Here is a 22,527-nt window from a genome sequence, read left to right on the forward strand (position 1 = left end):
TTATGCTTTTTTCTTTTCATCATTTGTTTTTTCAATAGCTAAATGACTATGTTTCCTAGAGTAGAAGAAATAGAAGCATAAGCCGACTATAAGCCAAACTGCAAAGCTAATCCATGTTGTTTTAGACAAATTGATCATTAAATATAAGCAGCAAAGAATCGCGACAACTGGTAATACAGGTACGAAAGGTGTACGGAATCCACGTTTTAAATCAGGGTGTGTTTTTCGTAAAATAAGTACTGCGCAGCAAACGAATGTAAAGGCTGTTAACGTACCGATGTTTACTAAATTCGCTAGCAAATGTAAGTCTAAAAGGCCTGCTAATAAAGCAGCAACAACGCCAGTAATCCACGTATTTAATAAAGGGATTTTTACTTTTTTATTTACACGTGCTAACGCTTTTGGAAGTAAACCGTCACGGCTCATCGCATACGAAACGCGAACTTGTCCATACATAACGACTAAGAGAACGGTTGTCATTCCAGTCATCGCTCCAACAGCGAGTAGTCCTGCAATTGTATCCTCACCAACGAAATGCAATGCAAATGCAACTGGATCAGAAACGTCTAATTGCGTATAAGGAACCATACCTGTTAAAACGAAAGATACGATCATATATAAAACAGTACAAATAAGAAGAGAACCGATAATACCAATTGGTAAGTCACGCTGCGGTTTTTTCGTTTCTTCTGCAGCTGTTGCGATTGCATCAAATCCTAAGAAGGCGAAGAACACAGTGGCAGCCCCAGTAATAATACCGTCGTATCCGAATGGGATGAACGGTGTCCAGTTTTCAGGTTTTACATATTTTGCACCTGCTACGATAAAGGCGATAATAACGGCTAACTTGATAAGAACCATAATATTATTAATGCGTGCGCTTTCGCGTATACCAAAACTTAAAAGGCCCGTAATAAGAAGTAAAATACAGACAGCAGGTAAATCGATGAGGCCACCTTTTCCTACGCCGGGGGCCGAGGCGATTATGGCGGGCAGGTGTATATTGAACCCTTGTAGTAATGATTGCAAATAACCAGACCAACCGACAGCTACTGCTGCAACGGCAAGTAAATATTCGAGCATTAAACACCATCCGACGATGAAGGCGACGACTTCTCCGACTGTCATGTATGCGTAAGTATACACACTTCCTGAGACAGGAATAGAAGAAGCAAATTCAGCGTAACAAAAGGCTACACAAGCACAAGTAAATGCAGCAATAAGGAATGATAGCATAATACCAGGACCAGAATGTTTTGCTGCAACAATACCTGTTAATACAAAGATCCCTGTCCCAATTACGGCGCCGATTCCTAAAAATGTTAAATCGAGTGCAGTTAATGTTCTAGCTAGCTGCTTTGGTGATTCAGTACTAAGCGCTTTTTTTCGTAATAATGACTTCACTTTGGACTCTCCCCCCGTTTTTTCATTTCCATAACTGCGACTATAGTATGAGTCCATTAAAAAAGAGTAAGTAAGGAAGTGGAGGTGCAGTTATGGTATGTAGTTTTTTAAAATTGCTGGATTAATCTTAATATAATTCAGAATATTTTGTCAAATAAAAATATGACAAATAAAATGCGGATCAATAGGGGAAACTACTTGCAGAAATGGACGGGGGTTAACGACCCACTGATTAAAGTTAAAGTAGGAGCAGATGCTATGTTATTTTATTTTGAACTTGTCGTCATTTTACTTTGTACGAAATTAGCTGGTGACATTAGTGTAAGACTTGGTCAGCCTTCTGTACTTGGTAAGTTAATTGTCGGTATTATTATCGGTCCGGCTGTACTTGGTATTATTAATAGTTCTGAACTGATTGATGAATTGAGTGAGATTGGTGTTTTGTTACTTATGTTTATGGCGGGACTTGAAACAGATTTAGAAGAGTTAAATCGGAATTTGAAATCGTCGTTTGCAGTAGCGGCCGGTGGAATTATTTTTCCTTTCATCGGTGGTTATGTAACAGGATTGCTGTTTGGATTAATACAATCCCATGCCATTTTTTTAGGGTTATTACTTTGCGCAACATCGGTTAGTATTACGGTGCAGACGCTACGTGATCTAGGAAAAATGAATACGAGAGAAAGTACAACAATTTTAGGTGCTGCCGTATTTGATGATGTCATTGTCGTTATTTTATTAGCATTTGTAATGAGTTTTTTAGGAACACAAGATGTGAATATAACACTTGTCATTGTAAAGAAAATTATTTTCTTTGTAAGTATTGTTTTTATTGCTTGGAAAGTCGTTCCTTGGATTATGAAAATGCTTGTCCCGCTTCGTGTAACAGAAGCGTTAATTAGCGCGGCTCTTATTATTTGTTTCTCTTTTTCTTATTACAGTGAAATGATGGGAATTGCAGGCATTATTGGAGCATTTGCAGCAGGAATTGCTATTTCTCAAACAGAGTATAAACATGAAGTGGAACATAAAATTGAACCGATTGCTTATGCAATATTTGTTCCAGTATTCTTCGTAAGTATCGGAATGGAAATTACATTTCAAGGCATTGGAAGTCAGCTTTGGTTCATTATTATTATGACTCTCGTTGCGATTTTCACAAAGTTAATCGGATCCGGCTTAGGCGCAAGACTGACAGGATTTAATCGCGAATCTTCTATCAGTATTGGTGCGGGGATGGTATCACGTGGTGAAGTAGCGCTTATCATCGCAGCAAATGGACTTACGGCGAATTTATTAGCGAAAGAAAATTTCACAGCGATTGTTATTGTTGTTATATTGACGACGATTATTACACCGCCACTTTTGAAGAAATATTTTGTATAGACAGGAAGGGCTTATCTGATGTAGGTAAGCTCTTTTTTTATTCCCAAAAGCAATGATCATATAGCATGAAGGGTTTGTAATTATGGTAAAATCTATGTATGTGATATGACAAGGAGAGGGAAGTGTGAAGATTACGAAGGAGAAGGTTATCGGTGTAATCGTACTTATTGCAGTATGTATACCATTTACTGCATGGAAAGAATCAAAAGTGAAAGATTTTCCGGTTTCTATTTTTTCGGAAGAAGCAGATGGTGAGTACGGTCAGAAGCTGAAATATACTGCTTTTTTACCTGATGTTGCGATTTGGATGAACGGTTGGGAAAAGAAGTGGACAGAGGGGGAAAGAACTGTTTATCAAAAAGGGAATCGCATTGTAAATGTGTTTCATCCTCCTGGCGATGATGGTTATTACCTTCTTGAAGCAAGAGAAAATAAGTGAACGCAACCGTAAGAAGTGGAGGTTAAATAGTGAAAGCTTCAACATTACTATTTAAAATTGAAAGTAATATGGATCAATTTTCACCAGCTGAGAAGAAGGTTGCCATGTACATAATGGAGAATGCAGAGATTGTACCGAATTTAACGACGAAAGAAGTGTCAACGAATGCAGGAGCAAGTGAAGCGAGTGTCGTTCGCTTTTGTAAATCGATTGGAATCGGAAGTTTTAAAGCATTTAAGATAGCACTCGTTCGTGAATTAACGATTGCTGATTATAATATTAACGATTTTTCAGTGATGAATACAGAAGATGGACCGTATGATTTATTTAATAAAGTTACTTATGTGAATAAAGCTGCAATTGAGGCGAGTGTTACTGCAATAGATAAGAGGGAACTTGAGAAAGCAGCGGATCGTATTGTCAATGCGGGCAAAATTATATTTTACGGAGTAGGTGGATCAGCTACGCCAGCAATGGACGGGGCTTATAAATTTACGCGGCTTGGATTTACAGCGATGATGCTATCTGATTTTCATATGATGTTGCCACTTGTGACGAATTTAAAAGAAGGTGATATATTTGTTGCGATTTCAACATCTGGTCGAACGAAAGATGTGCTTGAAATGGCGCAGTATGCAAAGAGACAAGGTGCAACTGTTATTGGAATTACGAAATTAGATCAATCATCACCCCTATATAAAGAAGCGGATATTCGCCTTTGTATGCCAGATGTAGAACAAGATCATCGTATTGCGAGTATTGCTTCGAGAATGACACAATTGAATATGATCGATGCTTTATATGTTATTACTTTCAATCGAATTGGTAATAAAGTATTGGATCAATTTATGGAGACGCGAGAAGAAGCGTTGCGGTTACGGAAGTTAAAGTAGAAGAAAAGATGAGGAGACTCATCTTTTTTATTATCTTTGACACAAATATGTCATGTTGTGAAATTTTATTTCATAAAATAAGAAAGGGTTATTGATTTTTAGTTTCTTAAAGTTATAATAAAAGTGTGAAATATAATTTCAAAGAGGGTGGAAATATGTTAGAAAATTTATCGACAGAACATCGTAATGAGAAAACAATGAATCTGGATGAAATGAGCATAAAAGAAGTATTGCAAAGTATGAATGAAGAAGATCGAACTGTTGCGTTAGCAGTTGAAAAAGAGATAGAACAAATTGAAAAGGTTGTACAGACTGTTATTAAATCTTTTGAAGAAGAGGGACGCTTAATTTACATTGGTGCTGGTACGAGTGGTCGTTTAGGTATCCTAGATGCAGTGGAATGTCCGCCGACATTTGGCACGGATGATAAAATGGTGCAAGGATTTATAGCAGGTGGATTGAAAGCGTTTACTAAGGCGGTGGAAGGTGCCGAAGATCGCGAAGAGTTAGCAGAAGAAGATTTAAAAAGTATTGGATTAAATGAGAAAGATACAGTGATTGGAATTGCTGCCAGTGGCAGAACTCCTTACGTAATTGGCGGCTTGAAATACGCACAGAGCGTAGGAGCGAGTACAGCGAGTATTTCTTGTAATAAAAATGCTGAAATAAGTAAATATGCAAATTTAAATGTGGAAGTAGAAACAGGTGCAGAAATATTAACAGGATCAACGCGTTTAAAAGCTGGTACAGCACAAAAATTAGTGCTGAATATGATTTCAACAGCTTCGATGATTGGTGTAGGAAAAGTATATAAAAACTTAATGGTAGATGTTCAATCCACAAATGAAAAGTTAGTAGAACGGTCAAAACGAATTATTGTGGAAGCAACAGGCGCTAGTTATGAAGTAGCGGCAGAGTATTATGAAAAGGCAGAACGTAACGTAAAAGCTGCCATTGTTATGGTGTTGTTGCAGTGTGAGTATGGGGAAGCACTGGAGAAACTAAAATACGCAAAAGGGTTTGTGAAGAAAGCACTATAAAGTAATAGGGAGGGGGATTCTATTATGAAGAAAGAAGAGAGAATGGCCAAGGAAATTTCGGAGCAACTTGGTGGAATAAAAAATATTCGTAGTATTGCTCATTGTATGACGAGACTACGTTTAACGCTTCATGATGAAAGTAAAGTAAATATGGACCTTTTGAAAAAAGTTGAAGGCGTTATGGGTGTTATAGAAGATGAGACGCTTCAAGTTGTCGTTGGTCCAGGAACAGTAAATAAAGTAGCAGCTGAAATGGAAGGTTTGACAGGACTACGAATTGGTGAGGTAGCAGATCATCACCTTGAAGATATTGGGCAAGAGATGAAATCAGAGATTAAGAAGAAAAATAATACACCGGTGAAAAACTTTTTACGAAAAATAGGAAGTATTTTCATCCCATTAATTCCGGGGCTTGTTGCGTCAGGAATTATAAACGGGGTTGCTAACTTTGCGAAAAATGCTGGTGCTGATCCAAATGCAACGTGGTTACAAATGTTACTACTCATTGGCGGCGGTATCTTTACATTCTTAGGAATTTTAGTCGGCTGGAATACAGCGAAAGAATTTGGCGGGACACCGGTTCTTGGGGCAATTGCTGGTATTTTAATTTTCAACCCGGCGATGGCAAACGTAAAATTGTTTGGTGAAGCATTAGTGCCCGGACGGGGCGGATTGTTTGCAGTTATTTTTGCAGCATGGCTTATGGTTGTAGTGGAAAGACAAGTTCGAAAAGCAGTGCCAAACGCAGTTGATATTATCGTGACACCACTCATTACTGTATTAGTTGTAAGTATCGTAACGATGTTAGCCATTCAGCCATTAGCAGGTTTCTTATCAGATGGTATTACGAGCGGAATTAATGCTATTTTAAATATTGGCGGAGCATTTGCTGGCGCAGTACTTGCGGGAACATTTTTACCTCTCGTTATGGTCGGATTGCATCACGGTTTAACACCAATTCATATGGAATTTATTAATCAAACACACGTAACACCTTTATTACCAGTGCTCGCAATGGCTGGTGCTGGCCAAGTGGGCGCAGCAATTGCGATTTATGTGAAAACAAAAAACAAACGACTTCGAAATGTAATTAAAGGTGGATTGCCAGTTGGCTTTTTAGGAATTGGTGAGCCGTTATTATACGGGGTGACATTACCACTTGGGAAACCGTTTATTACTGCTTGTTTAGGAGCGGCTGTCGGTGGTGCATTCCAAGCAGTTATGCAAACAGCTTCTCTTGGAATTGGCGTATCAGGGCTATCTTTAATTCCGTTAATTGCTGACAATAAATATTTACTCTATTTCTTAGGTTTAGTAATTGCATATGCTTTCGGATTTATCTTTACGTATTTCTTCGGATTTAAAGAAGAAATGGCAGAAAACATATAGAGAAAGGGATTCTTTTCTCTTTTTCTATTAATAGAAAGGGAGATTTATATGATCGGAGTTTCCATTTATCTTTCAAAAGAACGAGTAGAGAAACAAGAAGAGTGGCTAAAAGTAGCGAAGGAAAATGGGTTTACATCTATTTTTACATCACTGCACATTCCAGAAGATGATCCAAATACGTATAAAGAGTTAATTCAAATATTAGGGAAACAAGCTCTTGCACATGAAATGGAGTTAATGGTTGATGTTTCTCCAAAATCGTTACATCATTTAGGGCTAACATATGAAAATGTGGAAGAACTATTGGACTGGGGCATTACCGGTTTAAGAATGGATTACGGCATTGCGCCAAAAGAAATTGCAAGCGTATCTCATAAGATGAAAGTAGCTTTAAATGCGAGTACGATTACAAAGCCATTTTGGAAAGAATTACTTGCAGAACATATAAGAGTAGAGAATGTAGAAGCGTGGCATAATTTTTATCCACGTCCAGAGACGGGACTAGCAAAGTCCTTCTTACAAAAACAAAATCAATATTTACAGGAGTGCGGAATAAAAACGATGGCATTTATTCCAGGAGATGCGGAAAAACGTGGTCCGTTATATGAAGGGTTACCAACGTTAGAAAAACATCGCAATATGCGCCCGCTTGAAGCGTACTTAGAACTTGTTCAAGATTGTGGTGTTGATAAAGTATTGATTGGAGATATAAGCGCAAGTTTGGAAAGTATGCAAGAAGTAGCTAGTGCGAGTAGAGGGATTATTCCATTGCGTTACAAATCATTTATAACTGATAAAGAAGTATTAAAAGTGGTGGAGCAAGTGCATAAAAATAGACTAGATCCGGCTCGTGATGTTATTCGATCTGTAGAATCAAGGGAAGGAAATAGAGTGGTTTTACAGCCGATGCATACAATTGTAAGAAAGAAAGGCAGCATTACAATTGATAATGAATTGTACGGTAGATATGCAGGGGAGATGCAAGTTGCTACACATGATTTACCTGTAGATGAGAAAGTGAATGTTGTTGGAATAGTTGTGGAAGAGGACGTTTCTTTACTGCCTTATATTGGCGCTGGAAAAATGTTTCAACTTTTTCTATGCGATAGAATAAAAGCTTGAATTAGCGCTATTTTGTAAGAAAACATTATCCGTAAAAGGGATAATGTTTTTTACTTTCTTTAAAAAAGTATTTGACGAATGAAATAAAATACCGTATTGTTTTGACTTGTAAATAAAAGTTCACCATAACAAAACAAAAAGGAGAGTTCAAAATGAATCAATATATTGGGAATTTAATTATTCGTATCGTGTTAGGAGTTACGTTCTTTGCACACGGTTTAGCAAAGTTTCAATCAGGTATCGATAATGTAGCAGGATGGTTTACAAGCATCGGTTTACCAGGTGGCCTTGCATACGGCGTAGCAACTGTAGAATTAGTTGGTGGTATATTATTAATTATCGGTTTAGGTGTACGATATGTAGGATTGTTATTCGCTCTTATTTTAGCTGGAGCTATCGTAAAGGTAAATGGAGCAGCAGGTTTATTAGGAGATGGAAAGAATCCAGGATATGAATTAGATCTTGCATTATTATCAATGGGTGCGTATTTATTCGTAGTAAAAGCAGAAGGATATGTAGATCGTTTCTTAAAAGAGAAAGTAATGAAAACGAAGTAAATTTTATTTATAAATTGTTGACTTGAAGAATTATTGTAACTATAATGATTACAACTAATGAATTACGAATGAAACAATTTAAATATTTTTTTACACAAGATGTAACTATATTGGTTACGTCTTGTGTAAAAATAAATAAACGGGAGGAAGTAATATGCCTAAATCAAATTTAGAAATTATTCAAAGCACGTATGAAGGATCAGCTTCTTCGAATGCAAAGCATTTAGCAGAAGCCCTCTCTGAAAAAGTGGAATGGACAGAGGCAGAAGGTTTCCCGTATGGCGGAACATATACAGGCGTAGAAGCTATAATGGAAAATGTATTTAGCCGTTTAGGATCAGAATGGGATGATTATAAAGCAAGGGTAAATACATATCATGAAGTAAACGGAAAAGATGTAATTATTGCTGAAGGTATGTATTCTGGAGTTTATAAAGAAACAGGAAAATCATTTGAAGCAGAATTTGTTCATGTATGGCAACTTGAGAACGGAAAAATCGTGAATTTTAAGCAATATGTAGATAGTCATATTGTTAGGGAAGCGATGAAGAGATAATGCTTTTTAAATGGATCTTAGGTATATGCATTACAATTATAGTAATTTTCTCGTCTATAGTTGGCGGAAAGAAATTGCTTGCATATGTGGAAAAAGAAAATACAAATATTCAAAACGAGCGAGCGGCAAACGAAAAAGAGAAAAAAGCTGCAGAAGAAGCTCCGCAAATTAGTGAAGGTGAAATTATTTCTACTATGCATAAAATGGTGCACCAAAAGGTAAAATCCTCTGAAAAATGGGGATTTGTAGAGATGACAAAAAAGGAAATTTCTAATGTGAAAAGGGATATTGAAAATAGTACAGGTTTTCAATATAAAATGAAGTTATTTTCTATTATAAATAGATGGGAAAAAGGAGATTTTTCTCAAACTGTTGAGGAGCATAACTTTTTATGGAGCCTTCAAGGTGGAGATACTGGTAAGGCGACGGAACGTTTATCGCCAGAAGAGGAAAAACAGTATATAAAAGAAATGAAGAGTAAATAAAAACATCGCCAACCCAGATGACGATGTTTTTTCATTAAGAATGTTTTCGCATTAAAGGTCTAACAGGCTGAACGGCAACAGTTTTAAAATGAGAAAATAAATAACACCCTGTTACAACGACAATTGTCCCTAAAATTTGTATCCACGTTAATTCTTCTCCGAGGAATATGAATGCTAAAATGGCTGTGAAAATTGGATTGAAGTTTAGAAAAATACCTGATGTAGTTGCGCCTAATTTTTGTACACCAATATTCCAAAATACCATACAAAGAACTGTCGAAATAAGCCCAGTATATAAAAGTGATGTGATGAAAGAAGTATTTATATTTGAAACAGTGAAGCTACCTATGTTAAACGGTAGTAATAAAATAACGCCGAAAATACCAGAGTACAACGTTGCCATAAGTGGTGTAGTTGTTTTTGTTGCCCATTTACTACAAACAGAATAGATTCCCCAAATACAAACTGCTGCAATCATCCATAAATCGCCGCTATTAAAATGTAGTGAAAATAAAAGCGAGAAATCACCTTTTAATAGGACGAGGATAACCCCGAAGAATGAAAGAATCATGGATAGGATTTGAAGTGTATTTACTTTTTCTTTTAGAAATAATACTGAAAATAATGCGATTGAAATTGCATTCAATGTAGAGATAAGACCTACATTCGTAGCGGATGTTTTTTCTAATGCTAAAAATTGAAAGATGTTAAAAAGAGCGACCCCTGAAATTCCCATCAATATTAAAGGAAGTATTGCGGTACGTGGTGGAAGGATTTTCTTTTCTTTAAACCATACCATCGGTAATAAACAAACAATCGCAATCATCCATCTTAAATTTGTCAATGTCATCGGCGATGCATGATCGACGAGTGATTTTCCAACGACAAAATTTCCTCCCCATAATAAGCTCGTTAGTAATAGTAAAAAGACGTAAAAATAAGGCATGCTAAAATCCCCTTTTTTGTAATCAATACGAATTGTAAATAATTTTAGCATTTTTCTTTATTATGTAATATATTCTTTTGTATAATGGTGAAAACTCGATAAAATATTTAGTTGCGAATGATATTTACGGAATGATATTCAGTTTTTTGTAAGATATAAGGTGTTTTTTCGAATAATCATCGGTAAGAAAAAAGGGAGAATTGTAATGGAGTCGTCTGTTATTAAAGTGTTGGATGATTTGGATGTACAAATTTTAGATATATTGCAGAAGGAGTCACAAGTAAGTAATGCAGAGCTGGCACGTCGCGTTAATTTATCACCGGCTGCGATGCATGCAAGAATAAAAAGATTGGATGGGGAAGGTTTCATCGATAAGCAAGTTGCGATTTTAAATCAAGAAAAGCTTGGGTTTGATTTATTATGTTTTATTTTTATGAGTACGAATATTCATCAATTTGACAAGTTGGAAGTGTTGGAGAAAGAATTAGAATCGATGCCGGAAGTGTTAGAATGTCACTGTTTAACAGGAGAGTACGATTATTTATTAAAGGTTGCAAATCGTGATCGTAAAGAACTAGAGCAGTTTATTAGAAAGTTGAATAAGCTTGGTATTACAAGGATACAGACAAGTTTAGCACTTCGTGAAATTAAATATTCGACGGTATTGCCGATACGAAATGAGGAACCGAGCATCGATTAGATTGCTTGGTTTTTGTTTGTATAAATTGATTGACGAGGAGAAAAGAGAGATGTATTATTATATAAAATTATGAATTAAAATTCATTTTAAGTTATAAATATTAATATTGAGGGGCAAGGGGATGTAATATGAAAATCTGTAATGCAGTGACGAGTGATGTGAAAGAAATTTATAGTCTTATTGAGGTTTATGCAAAAGAGGGAGTTGTTTTACCACGTTCTCTTTTGTCTCTTTATCAATATTTGCAATGTTTATATGTTATGAAAGAAGATGAGAGAATTGTTGGAGTTGCTGGATTGCATGTATTAGGAGAAGATCTTGCAGAAATACGATCGTTAGTAGTTTCGCATACATATGCAGGGAAAGGGATAGGGCGTATGCTTGTAAATCATGTAATGGAGGAAGCTACGAAAATAAATGTAAGAAGAGTAATTTCCTTAACATATGAAACAGTATTTTTTCAAAAGTGTGGATTTGATTTTATAAATAAAGAAGCGTTGCCAGAGAAAGTATGGATTGATTGTAGACATTGTCCAAAGGTGGATTATTGTGATGAAGTGGCGATGGTGCGGTATGTTGGATGAAAATTTTATAGAGAAAAAGTTCCCACTATTATTTACATATATAGTGGGAACATATATTTCCATAAGAAATGGACAGGTTATTAAGAATTTGAATTCTTTTGTCTCACGGCAAAATTATAAAGTGGATCTTTAAGTTCATAGTTATACGTTAAACCGTCGACAATTCCTACAACTTTATCATTATCATAAAGGTCGAGCATAAATTGTGCCATTTGTTTTGCAGTGTGGAATTTTGGTACAACATTATCATATTGGAATTCATCAATATCAAATGAACGCTTCGCAAATTCTGTTTCAGTTGCAGCAGGAGCTAAAACTTTTGCTTGCAGTTTTGCGCCTTGTTCTTTCAGTTCGTGAGACAGCCCTTCTGTAAATGCACTTACATAGAATTTCGTAGCGCAATACGTAACAGCATCAGCAACAATTGTGTATCCGCCGCCCGATGAAACGTTAATAAGCTGTGTTCCATCAATCATTGAATAATCTCGAACGAAAAGAGAAGAGAGTATTGTTAGTGCTTCTATATTGACATGCAACATCGTCTCTATTTTATTTAAATTTTGTTCAGCAATTGAGGCGAAATTACCAAAACCTGCGTTGTTAATCCACGTTTCAATTTGAAAAGCTTGTAGGCTTTCATAAAGTTTATAAACATCTTCAGTCACAGATAAATCAGTTTTTCGAATGACAACATCCAACTCAGGATGCATTTCGTTAATTTTCAATTTTAATCCGTTTAATTCTTCTTGTCTTCGAGCTACAAGTACTAAATTTTTTCCGCGAGATGCAAATGCTAAAGCTGCTGCATAACCAATTCCGGAACTTGCGCCAGTAATAACCGTGTATTTCATATAAAATCCCCCTAAATTCAAATTCATTTATGGTTAGATTGTATTTGTTAGAGTATACTCTAAGTCAAACGTTTTTTATAAATTTGATACGGTTATAAAATATATGAGGGTAAGCATGTGAAGGGAGTTTTAGTATGTACACAATTAGCGAGGTAGCAAAATTATTAGGCGTGAGCACACATACACTACGTTATTATGAAAAGGAAAATATATTAATTGCAAATCGTGATACAAATGGAAATCGACTTTACGAAGAGTCACATATAAAGTGGTTGCAGTTTGTAATGAAATTAAAACAAACGTAAATGCCAATAGCGAAAATAAGAGAATACGCTAGATTATATACAGAAGGGGAGCATACAACAGAAGCTCGTTTACAGCTCCTAGAAGATCATAGGAAATCTATTCAGATTCAAAGAGAAAACTTAGAGGTTACAGAGAAGATGCTTGAGAATAAAATTAGTGCATACAAAAACTTATTGGAAAATAAATAGATGGTTGTTATGTGATGAAAAATGGATTTGATCTATGAGGATTTCATCATAAGTGTGCGGACAAATAAAAAAGAGCAGCTAGCAAAAGCTAACTGCTCCATTCAAGGGATCTCTCCAAGGGGGAGTGGAGAAAATATTATGTTACTAGCAGTATTGACAGATTATTAAGAAATATACAAATCAGATGAAAGAAATTTTAAATAAACTTTCGGCATTGACAGTTTTTAAAATGTTCATGTACAATATATATATGAATGACATTCAGTCATTTTTATGTGACAGGATGCAGTTAGCTTAGAAATGGAACAAATACAATGGTAAATGAGGATGATAGTTGTTTTTATATAGTATTGATGAAAGAGTATATTTTTTTAAAATAAAAATGACTGATAGTCAGTCATAAGAGGTGAGAGGTATGAAAAATAGAGCATGGTTATATGTCATATTAACATGTATCTTTGAAATTTTTTGGGTGTTTGGTTTTAATACGGCTAATACTTGGTGGCATTGGATTATTATTTTAGGAGTTATCGCTGTTGATTTTCACTTCCTTTCTAAAGCGTGTGAACATCTTGCAACAGGGACTGTATATGCTGTTTTCGCCGGAGCTGGTACGGTAGGTACTTTCTTAATGGATGTATTTCTTTTCGGCGGAAGTTTCAGTGTAGGGAAGTTATTTTTTATCGTGATGGTTGTAGCTGGCGTTATCGGTTTAAAGCTAGCTGATAATAAAGAAGAAACTGTGGAAGGAGCTGCTTAAAAATGGGTTGGTTTTTCGTATTTTGTGCTGCAATTAGTGAAATAGTCGGTGTGATAGGACTTAAAATGTATAGTAAAGATAAGACATTAGCCAATGGTGCGATTTATATCGGTGGGTTTGCTACATCCTTCGCATTTTTGTATACTTCCTTCTTATTTTTACAAGTAAGTGTCGCATATGCGGTTTGGATTGGTATCGGAACAGCAGGTGCAGTTTTGTTAAACATGTTCTTGTTTGGTGAGTCGAAAAGTAAAGCGCGTATCATTAGTGTGTTTCTTATTGTATGTGGAGTGACAGGATTAAAGGCACTTTCTTAAAGATATATTGCATTTTTATCTCCTAATTGTTTATTAGGAGATTTTATTATAAAAAAATGAGTTCCTCTTAGAGTTCACTATCATTGACAGTACAATCGATTATCTTATAAAATGAGTGACAGTCATTCAATATGCGTGTGAAAGGGTTTAGATGATGAATAAAAAAGAGAAAATTGTCTATGCAGCTATTGAAGTGTTTCAGGAAAAGGGCGTCGAAAAAACGAAGATTTCTGATATCGTGAAATTAGCTGGCATTGCGCAAGGAACTTTCTATTTATATTTTCCTTCTAAGCTATCTGTTATGCCTGCAATAGCAGAAGTGATGGTTGAAAAGATGATACTTGCAGTGAAAGAAAAAGTACAAAAAGATGTACCTTTTTCAAATAAAGTGGCACAAGTAATCGATGCGGTGTTTCACTTTATAGAGGAATACCGTGAAATACAAGCTTTAATGTATGCGGGTCTTGCATCTACAGAACATATAAAAGAGTGGGAAGCTGTGTATGAGCCTCTTTATATGTGGTTAAGCGAATTTTTAAGTGAGGCGAAAGAAGCTGGTGAAATTCGTGATTCGGTTCACGCAGAGCGAACAGCGAAGTTATTTATCGCTCTTGTTGAATCAGCAGCGGAACAAGTTTATTTATATGATCATAAAGATGATGAGCAAGTGGATTTGCAAAAGGCAGAAGTACTAGATTTTTTAACACATGCACTACATATAAAGAAGTAGTAAGATGAACCTGTCTGAAAAGGTAGGTTCATTTTTGAGGAAAACTGAATGATAGTCATTCACCTAATGCTTATGTATGTGTGGAAGGATAGAGTGAAATTCTAATGAGTGGAGGCATCTTCACTTATTACTAGCCCGCAAAGAGCAGGATAAAGAAAAAGCTTCTTGGGCATTATTTTTTGAGAGGAACTTACGGGAAGAGGTGTTAAAAAGTGAAGAAACCGATAAAAGAACAAAAGATGGTATTGGTCATTCTTTTGAGTAATATATTTATCGCTTTTCTAGGGATTGGATTAATCATTCCGGTTATGCCGTCCTTTATGAATGATATGCATTTAACAGGGAAGACGATGGGATATCTCGTTGCAGTATTTGCAATGGCACAGCTCATTACTTCACCTATTACAGGCCGATGGGTTGATCTTTACGGTAGGAAGAAAATGATAATCATTGGATTATTTATTTTTGGTGTTTCAGAGCTTCTTTTTGGATTGGGAAAAGATGTATGGATGCTTTATGTAGCAAGGGTATTAGGCGGAATTAGTGCTGCTTTTATTATGCCTGGTGTTACGGCATATGTTGCGGATATTACATCTATTCAGGAACGTCCAAAGGCGATGGGATACTTATCTGCGGCTATTAGTACTGGATTCATTATAGGGCCTGGAATCGGCGGATTTATTGCAGAATACGGTATACGTGTGCCGTTTTTCGTTGCAGCAGCAATTGCTTTTATAGCATGTGTGATTTCAATCTTTATTTTAAAAGAACCGTTAACGAAAGAAGAACTTGCAGAGATTTCTTCTAATACGAAGGAATCAAGTTTTATTGGTGATTTAAAGAAATCATTACATCCAATGTATGCAATTGCATTTATTATCGTATTTGTACTCGCATTCGGATTATCAGCGTATGAAACAGTGTTTAGCTTATTCTCGGATCATAAATTTGGTTTCTCGCCGAAAGATATTGCAGCAATTATTACAATTAGTTCAATCTTTGGGGTAGTTGTGCAAGTATTTATGTTTGGCAAATTGGTAGACATGTTCGGTGAGAAAGTATTAATCCAAATATGTTTAATTGTAGGGGCAGTATTAGCATTCGTCTCAACTGTAGTCTTTAATTATTGGATTGTACTTCTCGTTACTTGCTTCATTTTCTTAGCATTTGATTTACTTCGTCCAGCTTTAACGACGTTTTTATCAAAAGCAGCTGGAAAAGAGCAAGGATTCGTTGCTGGAATGAACTCGACTTATACGAGTTTAGGAAATATCGCAGGACCAGCGATGGGCGGAATATTATTTGATATGAATATTCATTATCCATATGCATTTTCAGGAGTTGTTTTAATAGTTGGTCTCGCTATTACATTCATGTGGAGAGAGAAACAGTTGGCTGAAAGTTTTGCGAAGTAATCAAACCCCTTACGACGGTAAGGGGTTTTTGTTTTATAAACTTAACCCAAACCGTTTTAATTCAATAAAAATCCCCTCTAATTGCTTTCCTTTATCCGTTAATGTGTACTCTACACGAGGCGGAACTTCTGGATATACTTTTCTCGTTATAATGCCTTGAGATTCTAATTCCTTTAGTCGAAGCGATAATGTTTTTGGACTAATCCCATCCATTGATTTTTGTAAATCACTAAAGCGTAATGTTCCTTCGATAAGAAGATCACGAATGATTAAAAATGTCCATTTTGTACGAATTACATCAAGCGTTTTAGCGATAGGACAAGGTATGCCAGGTAAACCTTTCGTTAATTCAACTGGATCTATATTGCTCATGGAACTAGCCTCCATAAAATTTTTTTAGATGAATTTGCTTTATAGTATCACAAAACTATACTTTTGGTAACTATATGAAAAAAATATCACTACTTCCATAAAGGAAGTTAGTGCATATACAATAGCAATACGAAACAAAAGGATTTATATAAGGAGGTGGTGATTTCCATGGGGATAAAAAAGTTACTTGGATTTCTTAGTTTGTTTGTTATTTGTATTGTGCTTGTAGCATGCGGCGCGGAACAAAAAGGTGAAGTTCAGTTATTAAAAGAAATGCCAAGGCCAAAAGCAATGACAATTGATCCCTCACTAAGTAAAAAAGAAGCGACAGAAATGGTTCATGCGGCGCAGCGTTTTTATGCATTTTGGGATACAGGTAAGGAGGAACTTATTCCGCAGACTGTTACTGAAAAATTTTTCGATAATACATTGCCGAAAGGGCGACCACAAGGCATTGAAGGATTAAAGTTTGCAGCGCAAAATTTTCGTAAAGTTGTGCCTGATATACATTGTGAGATTGAAGACTTATTAGTTGTTGGTGATAAAGTAACAGCCCGTCTTTCTTTTACAGGAACGCATAATGGTAAGAAAATTAATTTTTTTGCAATTGATATTTTACATGTGAAAGACGGAAAGATAACGGAAGATTGGCATTTAGAAGATAATCTTACACTACAGCAGCAACTCGGCTTAATAGCCGAAGAGTAGATCATATAGGGGAGAGAAAAACGATGAAAAATATATTTATTATAAATGGACATGAAAAATACGGTACAAAGGAAGGACGATTAAATAGAACGTTAGTAGATTATATGGTTACTGTATTAGGCGAGAATCATCATGTGAAAACAACAACGATTCAAGATGGTTACAATATTAAAGAAGAACAAGATAAGTTTTTATGGGCCGATGTTGTTATTTATCAAACACCGATTTATTGGTTTAGTGTACCGGGCTTATTTAAAACGTATATGGATGAAGTATATGAATACGGTTTGTTCTTTAAAGGTGCAGATGAATATGGAACAGGTGGTTTATTAAAAGAGAAAGAGTATATGTTCTCTACAACTTGGAATGCACCTGAAAAAGCATTTGGAGATAAGACGAAGTTCTTTGAAGGAGAAAGTTTAGAATCAGCGCTTAGTCATTTACACCGCGTGCAAAAGTTTCTCGGTATGAGTCCGTTAAAGAGTTTTGCTTGTTATGATGTGGTGAAGAATCCAGATATTGAGCAATATTTATTGAACTTGAAAGATCACTTAGATGAAGTAATTAAATAATAGTTTATATTTGTATGTGAAGAAGGTACTACTAAGGATGTAGTACCTTCTCGTTTATGAAATACGTTGAAAATCTTTACTTATACAGGACTGTTTTAGTTTTTTTGATTTGATTAAATGTTTTATATCAGAGATGTTATCGTATGAAAGCTGAGTATGATAATAGTTAATGTACTCAAGTAATGCAAAAATATAAATAAATAGAGTGAATGATAGCCCACCTAAAGGTAAGTGAGGATACCAAATTATAAAATCAATAGTAAACGTAATAAATCCCGTAATAATGAATGCTATATTTATCTTTTTAAGTATTTTTAAATATTGAATCATCCTAATGGGCGTAACAGATGTTTTCTCTTTTTTTAGTCGTTTCCACTTTACGTACCAGTAAATTACTCCTTGTAATAAGATAAACTCTAAAAGAAGAAATGAGACCCAAAAAGAATATAGGGAATATAAATGTAACGTAGGATAAGCATAATTAAGTAAGTAACTTGTGAAAATAAAAGTAATGACTGAAAATAACTCACCTGTGTATAGATAAGAAAGTCTTTTTTCTAGGGTGCGTTTCATGGTTTTTCTCCTTTTATAAAAACTTGCATGTTAATACGTGGATGGCTGTATCCATAACTTCGCAAAATTTGCCCAACCAAATGAATCAATTGTTACGTTTTTTAAAGAAGAAGGGTATGTTTTTCTTTTTAAAACGTGATAGTTAAATAAAATGATGTGTTCTGCTTGTAAAAACTCTTCAATCTCATACATGAGTTCATAACGCTTTTCTTTATTTTCTTCTAGTAAAAATGTATCTAGTAAACAGTTAATTTGTTTTTCGTAGTGCGGGTCCATGAACCGATTTACGAAGCAACTTTTATTTTTAAATACATTTAAGAATGCAATTTCATGATTGGCAGCAAAGACTTCTCCCATGAAAATAATATCAGCATGTTTATCTATAGAGCGATCCATATAATCTGAAACGGGAAATGGGTGAAGCGCTACTTGTATACCTAAACTTTCACATCGTTCTTTTAAGAAATATGCATCATTTGCACTATCTTTAAATGCGAAGAAGTAAATATGTATCGTTTCTCCATTATATGTACTCTTTTTCAAATACTCTTTTGCCTTTTCTAAAGAGTAGGATCTTCTTGTTGCAAGGCGGCTTCTATCAGGGAAGAAGCTTGATGCAGCAATTGTCCGTCTACCCTCTATGTTACGAAGTATCATTTCAACATCATATAGTTCTCTCCAAGCTTTTCGAAAGTAAATGTCGTGATGAGGACCAGGTTTTTTAAAGTTGAAGCTAGCATAAATACAACCTATTTCTTCTATTTGTATATCATGCCTTTCATTTTCCTCTTCGTTTGGTAGTTCATAATCAGCATCTATTTGCACATGGTCAGGAATACCCCAAAATTCAATACGGTCTAATAACGCGCGCTCTTTAAAATAATGGGTGAACGCTTCGAGTACGATATTATCTTCAGAGTAATGAGCAAGTTTGAAAGGTCCAGTACCTATATAATGATGATTTTGAATACTCGTATCACGCGGTAAAATTGCGAGCTGCATGGAACTTACATAGTGTAAGAAAAATAAATTTGGTTTTGCTAAATGGAATCGAATTTGCAGTGGTGATGGCGTTTCAATTTGAATAATTTCTTCTGTTAACCATTCGAAAGGGGATTGAACTTGTTTTAGTCTTTCAAATGAAAATTGTACATCTTTAGAAGTTAAAATTGTTTCGTTATGAAAATATATATCTTTTCGTAAATAAAAGGTCCACGTAAGTCCATCTTCACTTAATTCCCACGTATGCGCAATGTGAGGCTCCATTTTTTCAGTAACATCGTTATAGACGACTAACGTATCAAAAATTTGACTCGTAAGATGGCTCTCTGTAGTTACAGCCACAAAAGCCGGATCTAAAGGGAATATCTTTCTCGATATAGGAATCTTTAATACGTCGTACATATCATTTGAAGGTTCGTATCCAAAATGATGATGTAGTTTATTTTCTATCTTTTTTTGAAGTGCAAGGGGTAGAGGTTCTTTTAAAAGAAGAAAAACATCCTTTAATTTTTCTTGCGCTAACAGTTCATCTGTATAGGATTCAATCGCTTCTACGAAATTATGTATAAATAGAATTTCCGTTTTATTTCCGCGGCCTCGCCCTGGAGTCCAGCTAATTAATTGTTCCTCGCTCATTTTCTTTAATAAAATCTTTACGTTTTTCGTACTGCAATATAAAACATCCGCTAATTCTTGTAAGCTATTTTGTATATGTTTTTGATCTTGTGCATGTAGTCTTAGTCTAATGTAATAGTCCATAATTTTCATATATACACTTCCTTCTATCTATAAAAGGGGAAACTCTTTAGAATATTCTAACCTTTTTCTTCCTTTTTTTCAAAGTAAAATAAGTAAGCATAAGGAGGAGGAAACAATGGGATTTTGGAGTATGCATCGAAATATAAAAATTAGAATTATAACTTCGTTTTTAACACGTACTGTGTCCACGATGATTTTTCCATTTATGGCGATTTATTTTTCAATAAAGTTAGGTAGTGCGATTGCTGGTGCTTTACTACTCATTAATGTCATAGCTTCATTAGTAATTGGTTTATACGGTGGATATGTTGGGGATCGGCTTGGGCGTAAAAAGGTTATGATTATCGGTCAAAGTATACAAGTCATTTCCATTGCTTGTATGGGAGTTGCGAATTCGGATTATGTAGATTCACCGTGGTTAACATTTATCTTTATGCTAGTGAATAGTTTAGGATCTGGACTTATGAATCCTGCGACAGAGGCTATGTTAATTGATGTGAGTACACCTGAAAATCGAAAAGTAATGTATAGCATTAATTATTGGGCTATTAATTTATCCATTGCGATTGGAGCAATATTTGGTGGGTTACTATTTGAAAACTATAGATTGCAATTGTTTATCGTATTAACGCTTGTTGCAATTATTACTTTATATGTGATGACTGTATATATGGAAGAAGTGTATGTAGTGAGAAAAACAGTAGAGAAGAAAAATGTATTAAAAGATATGGCAGATAGTTATAAAGTTGTAATGAAAGATAGAGCGTTTTTAATTTTTTGTGCAGCAAGTATATGTACATTGTCTTTAGAGTTTCAAATTAATAATTATTTAGGTGTTCGCTTGCAGAAGGAATTTGAAACGGTGCACTTTTTATTCGGGAATGGTTTTACGTTTGATTTAACAGGTATTCGCATGCTGAGCTGGATTTCTGCAGAGAATACAATTTTAGTTGTGTTATGTTCAGCACTTCTTATTAAAATGCTGAAAAGCTTCAACGATTTGAAAATCTTATATGTAGGTTTATTCATTTATACAATTGGATTTACAATACTCGGAACGAGCAATAGCTTATGGATTTTATTAATTGCAGGGCTTTTCCAAACGGTAGGTGAGATGATGTATGTGCCAGTGCGTCAATCTATTATGGCAGATATGGTGCCAAATGAGGCAAGAGGTTCTTATATGGCGATTAACGGAATGGTCTTTCAAGTGGCAAAAATGAACGGGGCATTAGGTGTTATGCTAGGTTCATTTATCGCCTCTTGGGGCATGAGTGCTCTGTACTTTATCGTTGGTATGAGCAGTATTTTACTATTTATGAAAGCGATAGGGAAAGAGAAGTATGAGGATGAGAGAAATGTTTCTCAAATTGGATGAAACTATATAAAAAGCGAACCAGTTATACTGGGATTCGCTTTTTATATAATTTTTAGAACGGATCAACTTCAGCTAAATTTGGAGTAGTACTAGGCTGTAGCAAAAGATTTTTTAATGTGCCTACTTCAGAAAGCGTTACTAATATGTAGCCACTAATCAGTACAATTAGCCCAATAACGCGTAACGTTTGTAAGCTCACTTCATTATTATTCGTTTCCGTTGGATTTGGGGGCGTTGAAGGTGGATTGTTATTCATAAATAAGGCTCCCATCTTTTGTATTTATATATGTGCGAAATCATTATTTAACTTATGAATAGGAATTATATAGTCATTTTCACTATATGAGAACTGCCTATGAAAAGTGATAAGGAATTTTTGGGCGAGAAAAAGGGGGAATCTAAAAGATTATTAAAACTGAACTTTTGGATTCCCCTCTTTTTATTTATCTTGCTATTTGTGGTGGTCGGATTGCCTGTAAACGACCAGTTGGTGGGGGCTAATTAATCAGTGGGGGATGAATAAAACCTCACTGATTAACTATTTTCATGTAAATAAAAGGAGGTTAGTTATCCTAATATACGCAACGATTCTTCAATAAACGCTGGGATGTCCTCTGGCTGTCTACTTGTTACTAGCTGATTTTGACATACGACAACCTCTTTGTCATGAAAGTTCCCGCCGGCATTTTTTAAATCGACTTCAATAGATTTATATCCAGTTACATCACGTCCTTCAAGTGTTTGTGCAGTGATGAGTAATTGAGGTCCGTGACAAATAGCGAAAACGGGTTTGTCCGCATCCATAAATGCTTTACTAAAGCGAACAAAACGTTCATCTGCACGAAGTATATCTGGGGAGAACCCGCCTGGTATGAAGAGGGCATCAAAGTTTTCTGGAGAAACATCGTCAATACTTTTATCAATTACGACTTCACTTTTTCCTTGTTTACCGTGTACCGTTTTCCCTTTTTCCATTTCAATAGTTGTTAATTCATATCCCTTTTGTTTAAAAGCTCCTACTGGCTCTGTGTATTCTGTGTCCTCGAAATAATCCGTTATTAAAATAGCAATTTTTTTACTCATTCTAATCCGCTC

Annotated in this window: 27 protein-coding genes and 1 pseudogene; 20 read left to right on the forward strand and 8 right to left on the reverse strand. The window is 35.3% G+C overall.

Features of this window, described 5'->3' with window-relative positions:
• Entirely contained in the window at window positions 1–1,461 is a 1,461-nt protein-coding gene (locus ACTFR3_RS25545) for an amino acid permease (protein ID WP_002040681.1), read from the reverse strand.
• A 105-nt stretch (window positions 1,462–1,566) separates the two neighbouring features.
• On the opposite strand from ACTFR3_RS25545, the gene ACTFR3_RS25550 reads away from it, so the two are divergent.
• From ACTFR3_RS25550 to ACTFR3_RS25590, 9 genes are all read left to right on the forward strand, one after another.
• The gene (locus ACTFR3_RS25550; RefSeq protein ID WP_063245573.1) at window positions 1,567–2,790 is read left to right on the forward strand and encodes a cation:proton antiporter; all 1,224 of its coding nucleotides are present in this window, start codon (window positions 1,567–1,569) and stop codon (window positions 2,788–2,790) included.
• A gap of 124 nt (window positions 2,791–2,914) precedes the next feature.
• On the forward strand, window positions 2,915–3,229 hold the full coding sequence (locus ACTFR3_RS25555) for a hypothetical protein (RefSeq protein WP_000704958.1): 315 nt from the start codon (window positions 2,915–2,917) through the stop codon (window positions 3,227–3,229).
• A gap of 29 nt (window positions 3,230–3,258) precedes the next feature.
• Complete coding sequence (locus ACTFR3_RS25560) at window positions 3,259–4,122, forward strand: MurR/RpiR family transcriptional regulator (RefSeq protein WP_000648173.1); 864 nt, start codon at window positions 3,259–3,261, stop codon at window positions 4,120–4,122.
• Between the two features lie 155 nt (window positions 4,123–4,277).
• On the forward strand, window positions 4,278–5,162 hold the full coding sequence (murQ, locus tag ACTFR3_RS25565; RefSeq protein ID WP_000892350.1) for an N-acetylmuramic acid 6-phosphate etherase: 885 nt from the start codon (window positions 4,278–4,280) through the stop codon (window positions 5,160–5,162).
• A 24-nt stretch (window positions 5,163–5,186) separates the two neighbouring features.
• Window positions 5,187–6,551, forward strand: coding sequence for a PTS transporter subunit EIIC (locus tag ACTFR3_RS25570; RefSeq protein WP_000711293.1), 1,365 nt, complete (start codon window positions 5,187–5,189; stop codon window positions 6,549–6,551).
• Window positions 6,552–6,599: 48 nt separating this feature from the next.
• Window positions 6,600–7,673, forward strand: a complete 1,074-nt coding sequence (locus ACTFR3_RS25575; RefSeq protein WP_000580626.1) for a DUF871 domain-containing protein — start codon at window positions 6,600–6,602, stop codon at window positions 7,671–7,673.
• Window positions 7,674–7,825: 152 nt separating this feature from the next.
• Window positions 7,826–8,230 (forward strand): DoxX family protein, encoded by a 405-nt coding sequence (locus ACTFR3_RS25580; RefSeq protein WP_001077751.1) that lies wholly within the window; start codon window positions 7,826–7,828, stop codon window positions 8,228–8,230.
• A 154-nt stretch (window positions 8,231–8,384) separates the two neighbouring features.
• Complete coding sequence (locus tag ACTFR3_RS25585) at window positions 8,385–8,786, forward strand: nuclear transport factor 2 family protein (protein ID WP_440044951.1); 402 nt, start codon at window positions 8,385–8,387, stop codon at window positions 8,784–8,786.
• A complete protein-coding gene (locus tag ACTFR3_RS25590) occupies window positions 8,786–9,271 on the forward strand; it encodes a PRK06770 family protein (RefSeq protein ID WP_071731176.1) in 486 nt (161 codons plus the stop codon). Before ACTFR3_RS25585 ends, ACTFR3_RS25590 begins: the two co-directional genes overlap by 1 nt.
• Before the next feature lie 34 nt (window positions 9,272–9,305).
• Here the strand turns inward: ACTFR3_RS25590 and ACTFR3_RS25595 are convergent, their stop codons facing one another.
• Entirely contained in the window at window positions 9,306–10,217 is a 912-nt protein-coding gene (locus ACTFR3_RS25595) for a DMT family transporter (protein WP_001146242.1), read from the reverse strand.
• 205 nt (window positions 10,218–10,422) lie between these two features.
• Between ACTFR3_RS25595 and ACTFR3_RS25600 the strand changes: the two genes are divergently transcribed.
• Together ACTFR3_RS25600 and ACTFR3_RS25605 are read left to right on the forward strand one after the other, a co-directional pair.
• Window positions 10,423–10,917 (forward strand): Lrp/AsnC family transcriptional regulator, encoded by a 495-nt coding sequence (locus tag ACTFR3_RS25600; RefSeq protein ID WP_000446097.1) that lies wholly within the window; start codon window positions 10,423–10,425, stop codon window positions 10,915–10,917.
• A gap of 128 nt (window positions 10,918–11,045) precedes the next feature.
• Window positions 11,046–11,501, forward strand: a complete 456-nt coding sequence (locus ACTFR3_RS25605) for an N-acetyltransferase (protein WP_000686663.1) — start codon at window positions 11,046–11,048, stop codon at window positions 11,499–11,501.
• A gap of 80 nt (window positions 11,502–11,581) precedes the next feature.
• Here ACTFR3_RS25605 and ACTFR3_RS25610 read toward each other — a convergent pair whose 3' ends face one another.
• Window positions 11,582–12,352 carry an SDR family NAD(P)-dependent oxidoreductase gene (locus tag ACTFR3_RS25610; RefSeq protein WP_000878068.1) on the reverse strand — a complete coding sequence of 257 codons (771 nt, stop codon included), beginning with the start codon at window positions 12,350–12,352 and terminating at the stop codon, window positions 11,582–11,584.
• A gap of 134 nt (window positions 12,353–12,486) precedes the next feature.
• Between ACTFR3_RS25610 and ACTFR3_RS25615 the strand changes: the two are divergent.
• From ACTFR3_RS25615 to ACTFR3_RS25635, 5 genes and pseudogenes are all read left to right on the forward strand, one after another.
• A pseudogene (locus tag ACTFR3_RS25615) lies at window positions 12,487–12,846 on the forward strand (MerR family transcriptional regulator).
• A 415-nt stretch (window positions 12,847–13,261) separates the two neighbouring features.
• A complete protein-coding gene (locus tag ACTFR3_RS25620) occupies window positions 13,262–13,606 on the forward strand; it encodes a DMT family transporter (RefSeq protein WP_000796022.1) in 345 nt (114 codons plus the stop codon).
• A 2-nt stretch (window positions 13,607–13,608) separates the two neighbouring features.
• The gene (locus ACTFR3_RS25625; protein ID WP_000539671.1) at window positions 13,609–13,923 is read left to right on the forward strand and encodes a DMT family transporter; all 315 of its coding nucleotides are present in this window, start codon (window positions 13,609–13,611) and stop codon (window positions 13,921–13,923) included.
• A gap of 151 nt (window positions 13,924–14,074) precedes the next feature.
• Entirely contained in the window at window positions 14,075–14,653 is a 579-nt protein-coding gene (locus ACTFR3_RS25630) for a TetR family transcriptional regulator (protein ID WP_002025356.1), read from the forward strand.
• 212 nt (window positions 14,654–14,865) lie between these two features.
• Window positions 14,866–16,068, forward strand: coding sequence for an MFS transporter (locus ACTFR3_RS25635; RefSeq protein WP_000742952.1), 1,203 nt, complete (start codon window positions 14,866–14,868; stop codon window positions 16,066–16,068).
• A 33-nt stretch (window positions 16,069–16,101) separates the two neighbouring features.
• Here ACTFR3_RS25635 and ACTFR3_RS25640 read toward each other — a convergent pair whose 3' ends face one another.
• Window positions 16,102–16,440 carry a winged helix-turn-helix transcriptional regulator gene (locus tag ACTFR3_RS25640; protein ID WP_000065114.1) on the reverse strand — a complete coding sequence of 113 codons (339 nt, stop codon included), beginning with the start codon at window positions 16,438–16,440 and terminating at the stop codon, window positions 16,102–16,104.
• A 168-nt stretch (window positions 16,441–16,608) separates the two neighbouring features.
• On the opposite strand from ACTFR3_RS25640, the gene ACTFR3_RS25645 reads away from it, so the two are divergent.
• Window positions 16,609–17,148 (forward strand): ester cyclase, encoded by a 540-nt coding sequence (locus ACTFR3_RS25645; RefSeq protein WP_000511569.1) that lies wholly within the window; start codon window positions 16,609–16,611, stop codon window positions 17,146–17,148.
• A 23-nt stretch (window positions 17,149–17,171) separates the two neighbouring features.
• Window positions 17,172–17,720 carry an NAD(P)H-dependent oxidoreductase gene (locus ACTFR3_RS25650; RefSeq protein ID WP_000789191.1) on the forward strand — a complete coding sequence of 183 codons (549 nt, stop codon included), beginning with the start codon at window positions 17,172–17,174 and terminating at the stop codon, window positions 17,718–17,720.
• Window positions 17,721–17,774: 54 nt separating this feature from the next.
• Here ACTFR3_RS25650 and ACTFR3_RS25655 read toward each other — a convergent pair whose 3' ends face one another.
• Both ACTFR3_RS25655 and ACTFR3_RS25660 read right to left on the reverse strand, forming a co-directional pair.
• On the reverse strand, window positions 17,775–18,293 hold the full coding sequence (locus ACTFR3_RS25655) for a hypothetical protein (protein WP_000831576.1): 519 nt from the start codon (window positions 18,291–18,293) through the stop codon (window positions 17,775–17,777).
• A gap of 30 nt (window positions 18,294–18,323) precedes the next feature.
• The gene (locus ACTFR3_RS25660) at window positions 18,324–20,063 is read right to left on the reverse strand and encodes an SgrR family transcriptional regulator (RefSeq protein ID WP_033696640.1); all 1,740 of its coding nucleotides are present in this window, start codon (window positions 20,061–20,063) and stop codon (window positions 18,324–18,326) included.
• 106 nt (window positions 20,064–20,169) lie between these two features.
• Between ACTFR3_RS25660 and ACTFR3_RS25665 the strand changes: the two genes are divergently transcribed.
• A complete protein-coding gene (locus ACTFR3_RS25665; protein ID WP_063220058.1) occupies window positions 20,170–21,432 on the forward strand; it encodes an MDR family MFS transporter in 1,263 nt (420 codons plus the stop codon).
• Window positions 21,433–21,484: 52 nt separating this feature from the next.
• On the opposite strand, the gene ACTFR3_RS25670 is transcribed toward ACTFR3_RS25665, so the two are convergent.
• The gene (locus ACTFR3_RS25670) at window positions 21,485–21,688 is read right to left on the reverse strand and encodes a hypothetical protein (RefSeq protein ID WP_001063866.1); all 204 of its coding nucleotides are present in this window, start codon (window positions 21,686–21,688) and stop codon (window positions 21,485–21,487) included.
• A 99-nt stretch (window positions 21,689–21,787) separates the two neighbouring features.
• On the opposite strand from ACTFR3_RS25670, the gene ACTFR3_RS25675 reads away from it, so the two are divergent.
• Window positions 21,788–21,937: a hypothetical protein gene (locus ACTFR3_RS25675; RefSeq protein ID WP_162900581.1), complete on the forward strand. Its 150-nt coding sequence runs from the start codon at window positions 21,788–21,790 to the stop codon at window positions 21,935–21,937.
• Between the two features lie 62 nt (window positions 21,938–21,999).
• Here ACTFR3_RS25675 and ACTFR3_RS25680 read toward each other — a convergent pair whose 3' ends face one another.
• The gene (locus ACTFR3_RS25680) at window positions 22,000–22,515 is read right to left on the reverse strand and encodes a type 1 glutamine amidotransferase domain-containing protein (RefSeq protein WP_000037548.1); all 516 of its coding nucleotides are present in this window, start codon (window positions 22,513–22,515) and stop codon (window positions 22,000–22,002) included.
• Window positions 22,516–22,527: the final 12 nt, after the last annotated feature.

Origin of the sequence: Bacillus cereus group sp. MYBK14-1 (assembly GCF_051916885.1) — a bacterium.
Classification (GTDB): Bacteria; Bacillota; Bacilli; order Bacillales; family Bacillaceae_G; genus Bacillus_A; species Bacillus_A cereus.

Coding starts and splice junctions, on each gene's coding strand:
- ACTFR3_RS25545 (WP_002040681.1), bottom strand. CDS start 1,461: ATGGACTCATACTATAGTCGCAGTTATGGAAATGAAAAAACGGGGGGA.
- ACTFR3_RS25550 (WP_063245573.1), top strand. CDS start 1,567: ATGACAAATAAAATGCGGATCAATAGGGGAAACTACTTGCAGAAATGG.
- murQ (WP_000892350.1), top strand. CDS start 4,278: ATGTTAGAAAATTTATCGACAGAACATCGTAATGAGAAAACAATGAAT.
- ACTFR3_RS25570 (WP_000711293.1), top strand. CDS start 5,187: ATGAAGAAAGAAGAGAGAATGGCCAAGGAAATTTCGGAGCAACTTGGT.
- ACTFR3_RS25575 (WP_000580626.1), top strand. CDS start 6,600: ATGATCGGAGTTTCCATTTATCTTTCAAAAGAACGAGTAGAGAAACAA.
- ACTFR3_RS25580 (WP_001077751.1), top strand. CDS start 7,826: ATGAATCAATATATTGGGAATTTAATTATTCGTATCGTGTTAGGAGTT.
- ACTFR3_RS25585 (WP_440044951.1), top strand. CDS start 8,385: ATGCCTAAATCAAATTTAGAAATTATTCAAAGCACGTATGAAGGATCA.
- ACTFR3_RS25590 (WP_071731176.1), top strand. CDS start 8,786: ATGCTTTTTAAATGGATCTTAGGTATATGCATTACAATTATAGTAATT.
- ACTFR3_RS25595 (WP_001146242.1), bottom strand. CDS start 10,217: ATGCCTTATTTTTACGTCTTTTTACTATTACTAACGAGCTTATTATGG.
- ACTFR3_RS25600 (WP_000446097.1), top strand. CDS start 10,423: ATGGAGTCGTCTGTTATTAAAGTGTTGGATGATTTGGATGTACAAATT.
- ACTFR3_RS25605 (WP_000686663.1), top strand. CDS start 11,046: ATGAAAATCTGTAATGCAGTGACGAGTGATGTGAAAGAAATTTATAGT.
- ACTFR3_RS25610 (WP_000878068.1), bottom strand. CDS start 12,352: ATGAAATACACGGTTATTACTGGCGCAAGTTCCGGAATTGGTTATGCA.
- ACTFR3_RS25620 (WP_000796022.1), top strand. CDS start 13,262: ATGAAAAATAGAGCATGGTTATATGTCATATTAACATGTATCTTTGAA.
- ACTFR3_RS25625 (WP_000539671.1), top strand. CDS start 13,609: ATGGGTTGGTTTTTCGTATTTTGTGCTGCAATTAGTGAAATAGTCGGT.
- ACTFR3_RS25630 (WP_002025356.1), top strand. CDS start 14,075: ATGATGAATAAAAAAGAGAAAATTGTCTATGCAGCTATTGAAGTGTTT.
- ACTFR3_RS25640 (WP_000065114.1), bottom strand. CDS start 16,440: ATGAGCAATATAGATCCAGTTGAATTAACGAAAGGTTTACCTGGCATA.
- ACTFR3_RS25645 (WP_000511569.1), top strand. CDS start 16,609: ATGGGGATAAAAAAGTTACTTGGATTTCTTAGTTTGTTTGTTATTTGT.
- ACTFR3_RS25650 (WP_000789191.1), top strand. CDS start 17,172: ATGAAAAATATATTTATTATAAATGGACATGAAAAATACGGTACAAAG.
- ACTFR3_RS25655 (WP_000831576.1), bottom strand. CDS start 18,293: ATGAAACGCACCCTAGAAAAAAGACTTTCTTATCTATACACAGGTGAG.
- ACTFR3_RS25660 (WP_033696640.1), bottom strand. CDS start 20,063: ATGAAAATTATGGACTATTACATTAGACTAAGACTACATGCACAAGAT.
- ACTFR3_RS25665 (WP_063220058.1), top strand. CDS start 20,170: ATGGGATTTTGGAGTATGCATCGAAATATAAAAATTAGAATTATAACT.
- ACTFR3_RS25670 (WP_001063866.1), bottom strand. CDS start 21,688: ATGAATAACAATCCACCTTCAACGCCCCCAAATCCAACGGAAACGAAT.
- ACTFR3_RS25675 (WP_162900581.1), top strand. CDS start 21,788: ATGAAAAGTGATAAGGAATTTTTGGGCGAGAAAAAGGGGGAATCTAAA.
- ACTFR3_RS25680 (WP_000037548.1), bottom strand. CDS start 22,515: ATGAGTAAAAAAATTGCTATTTTAATAACGGATTATTTCGAGGACACA.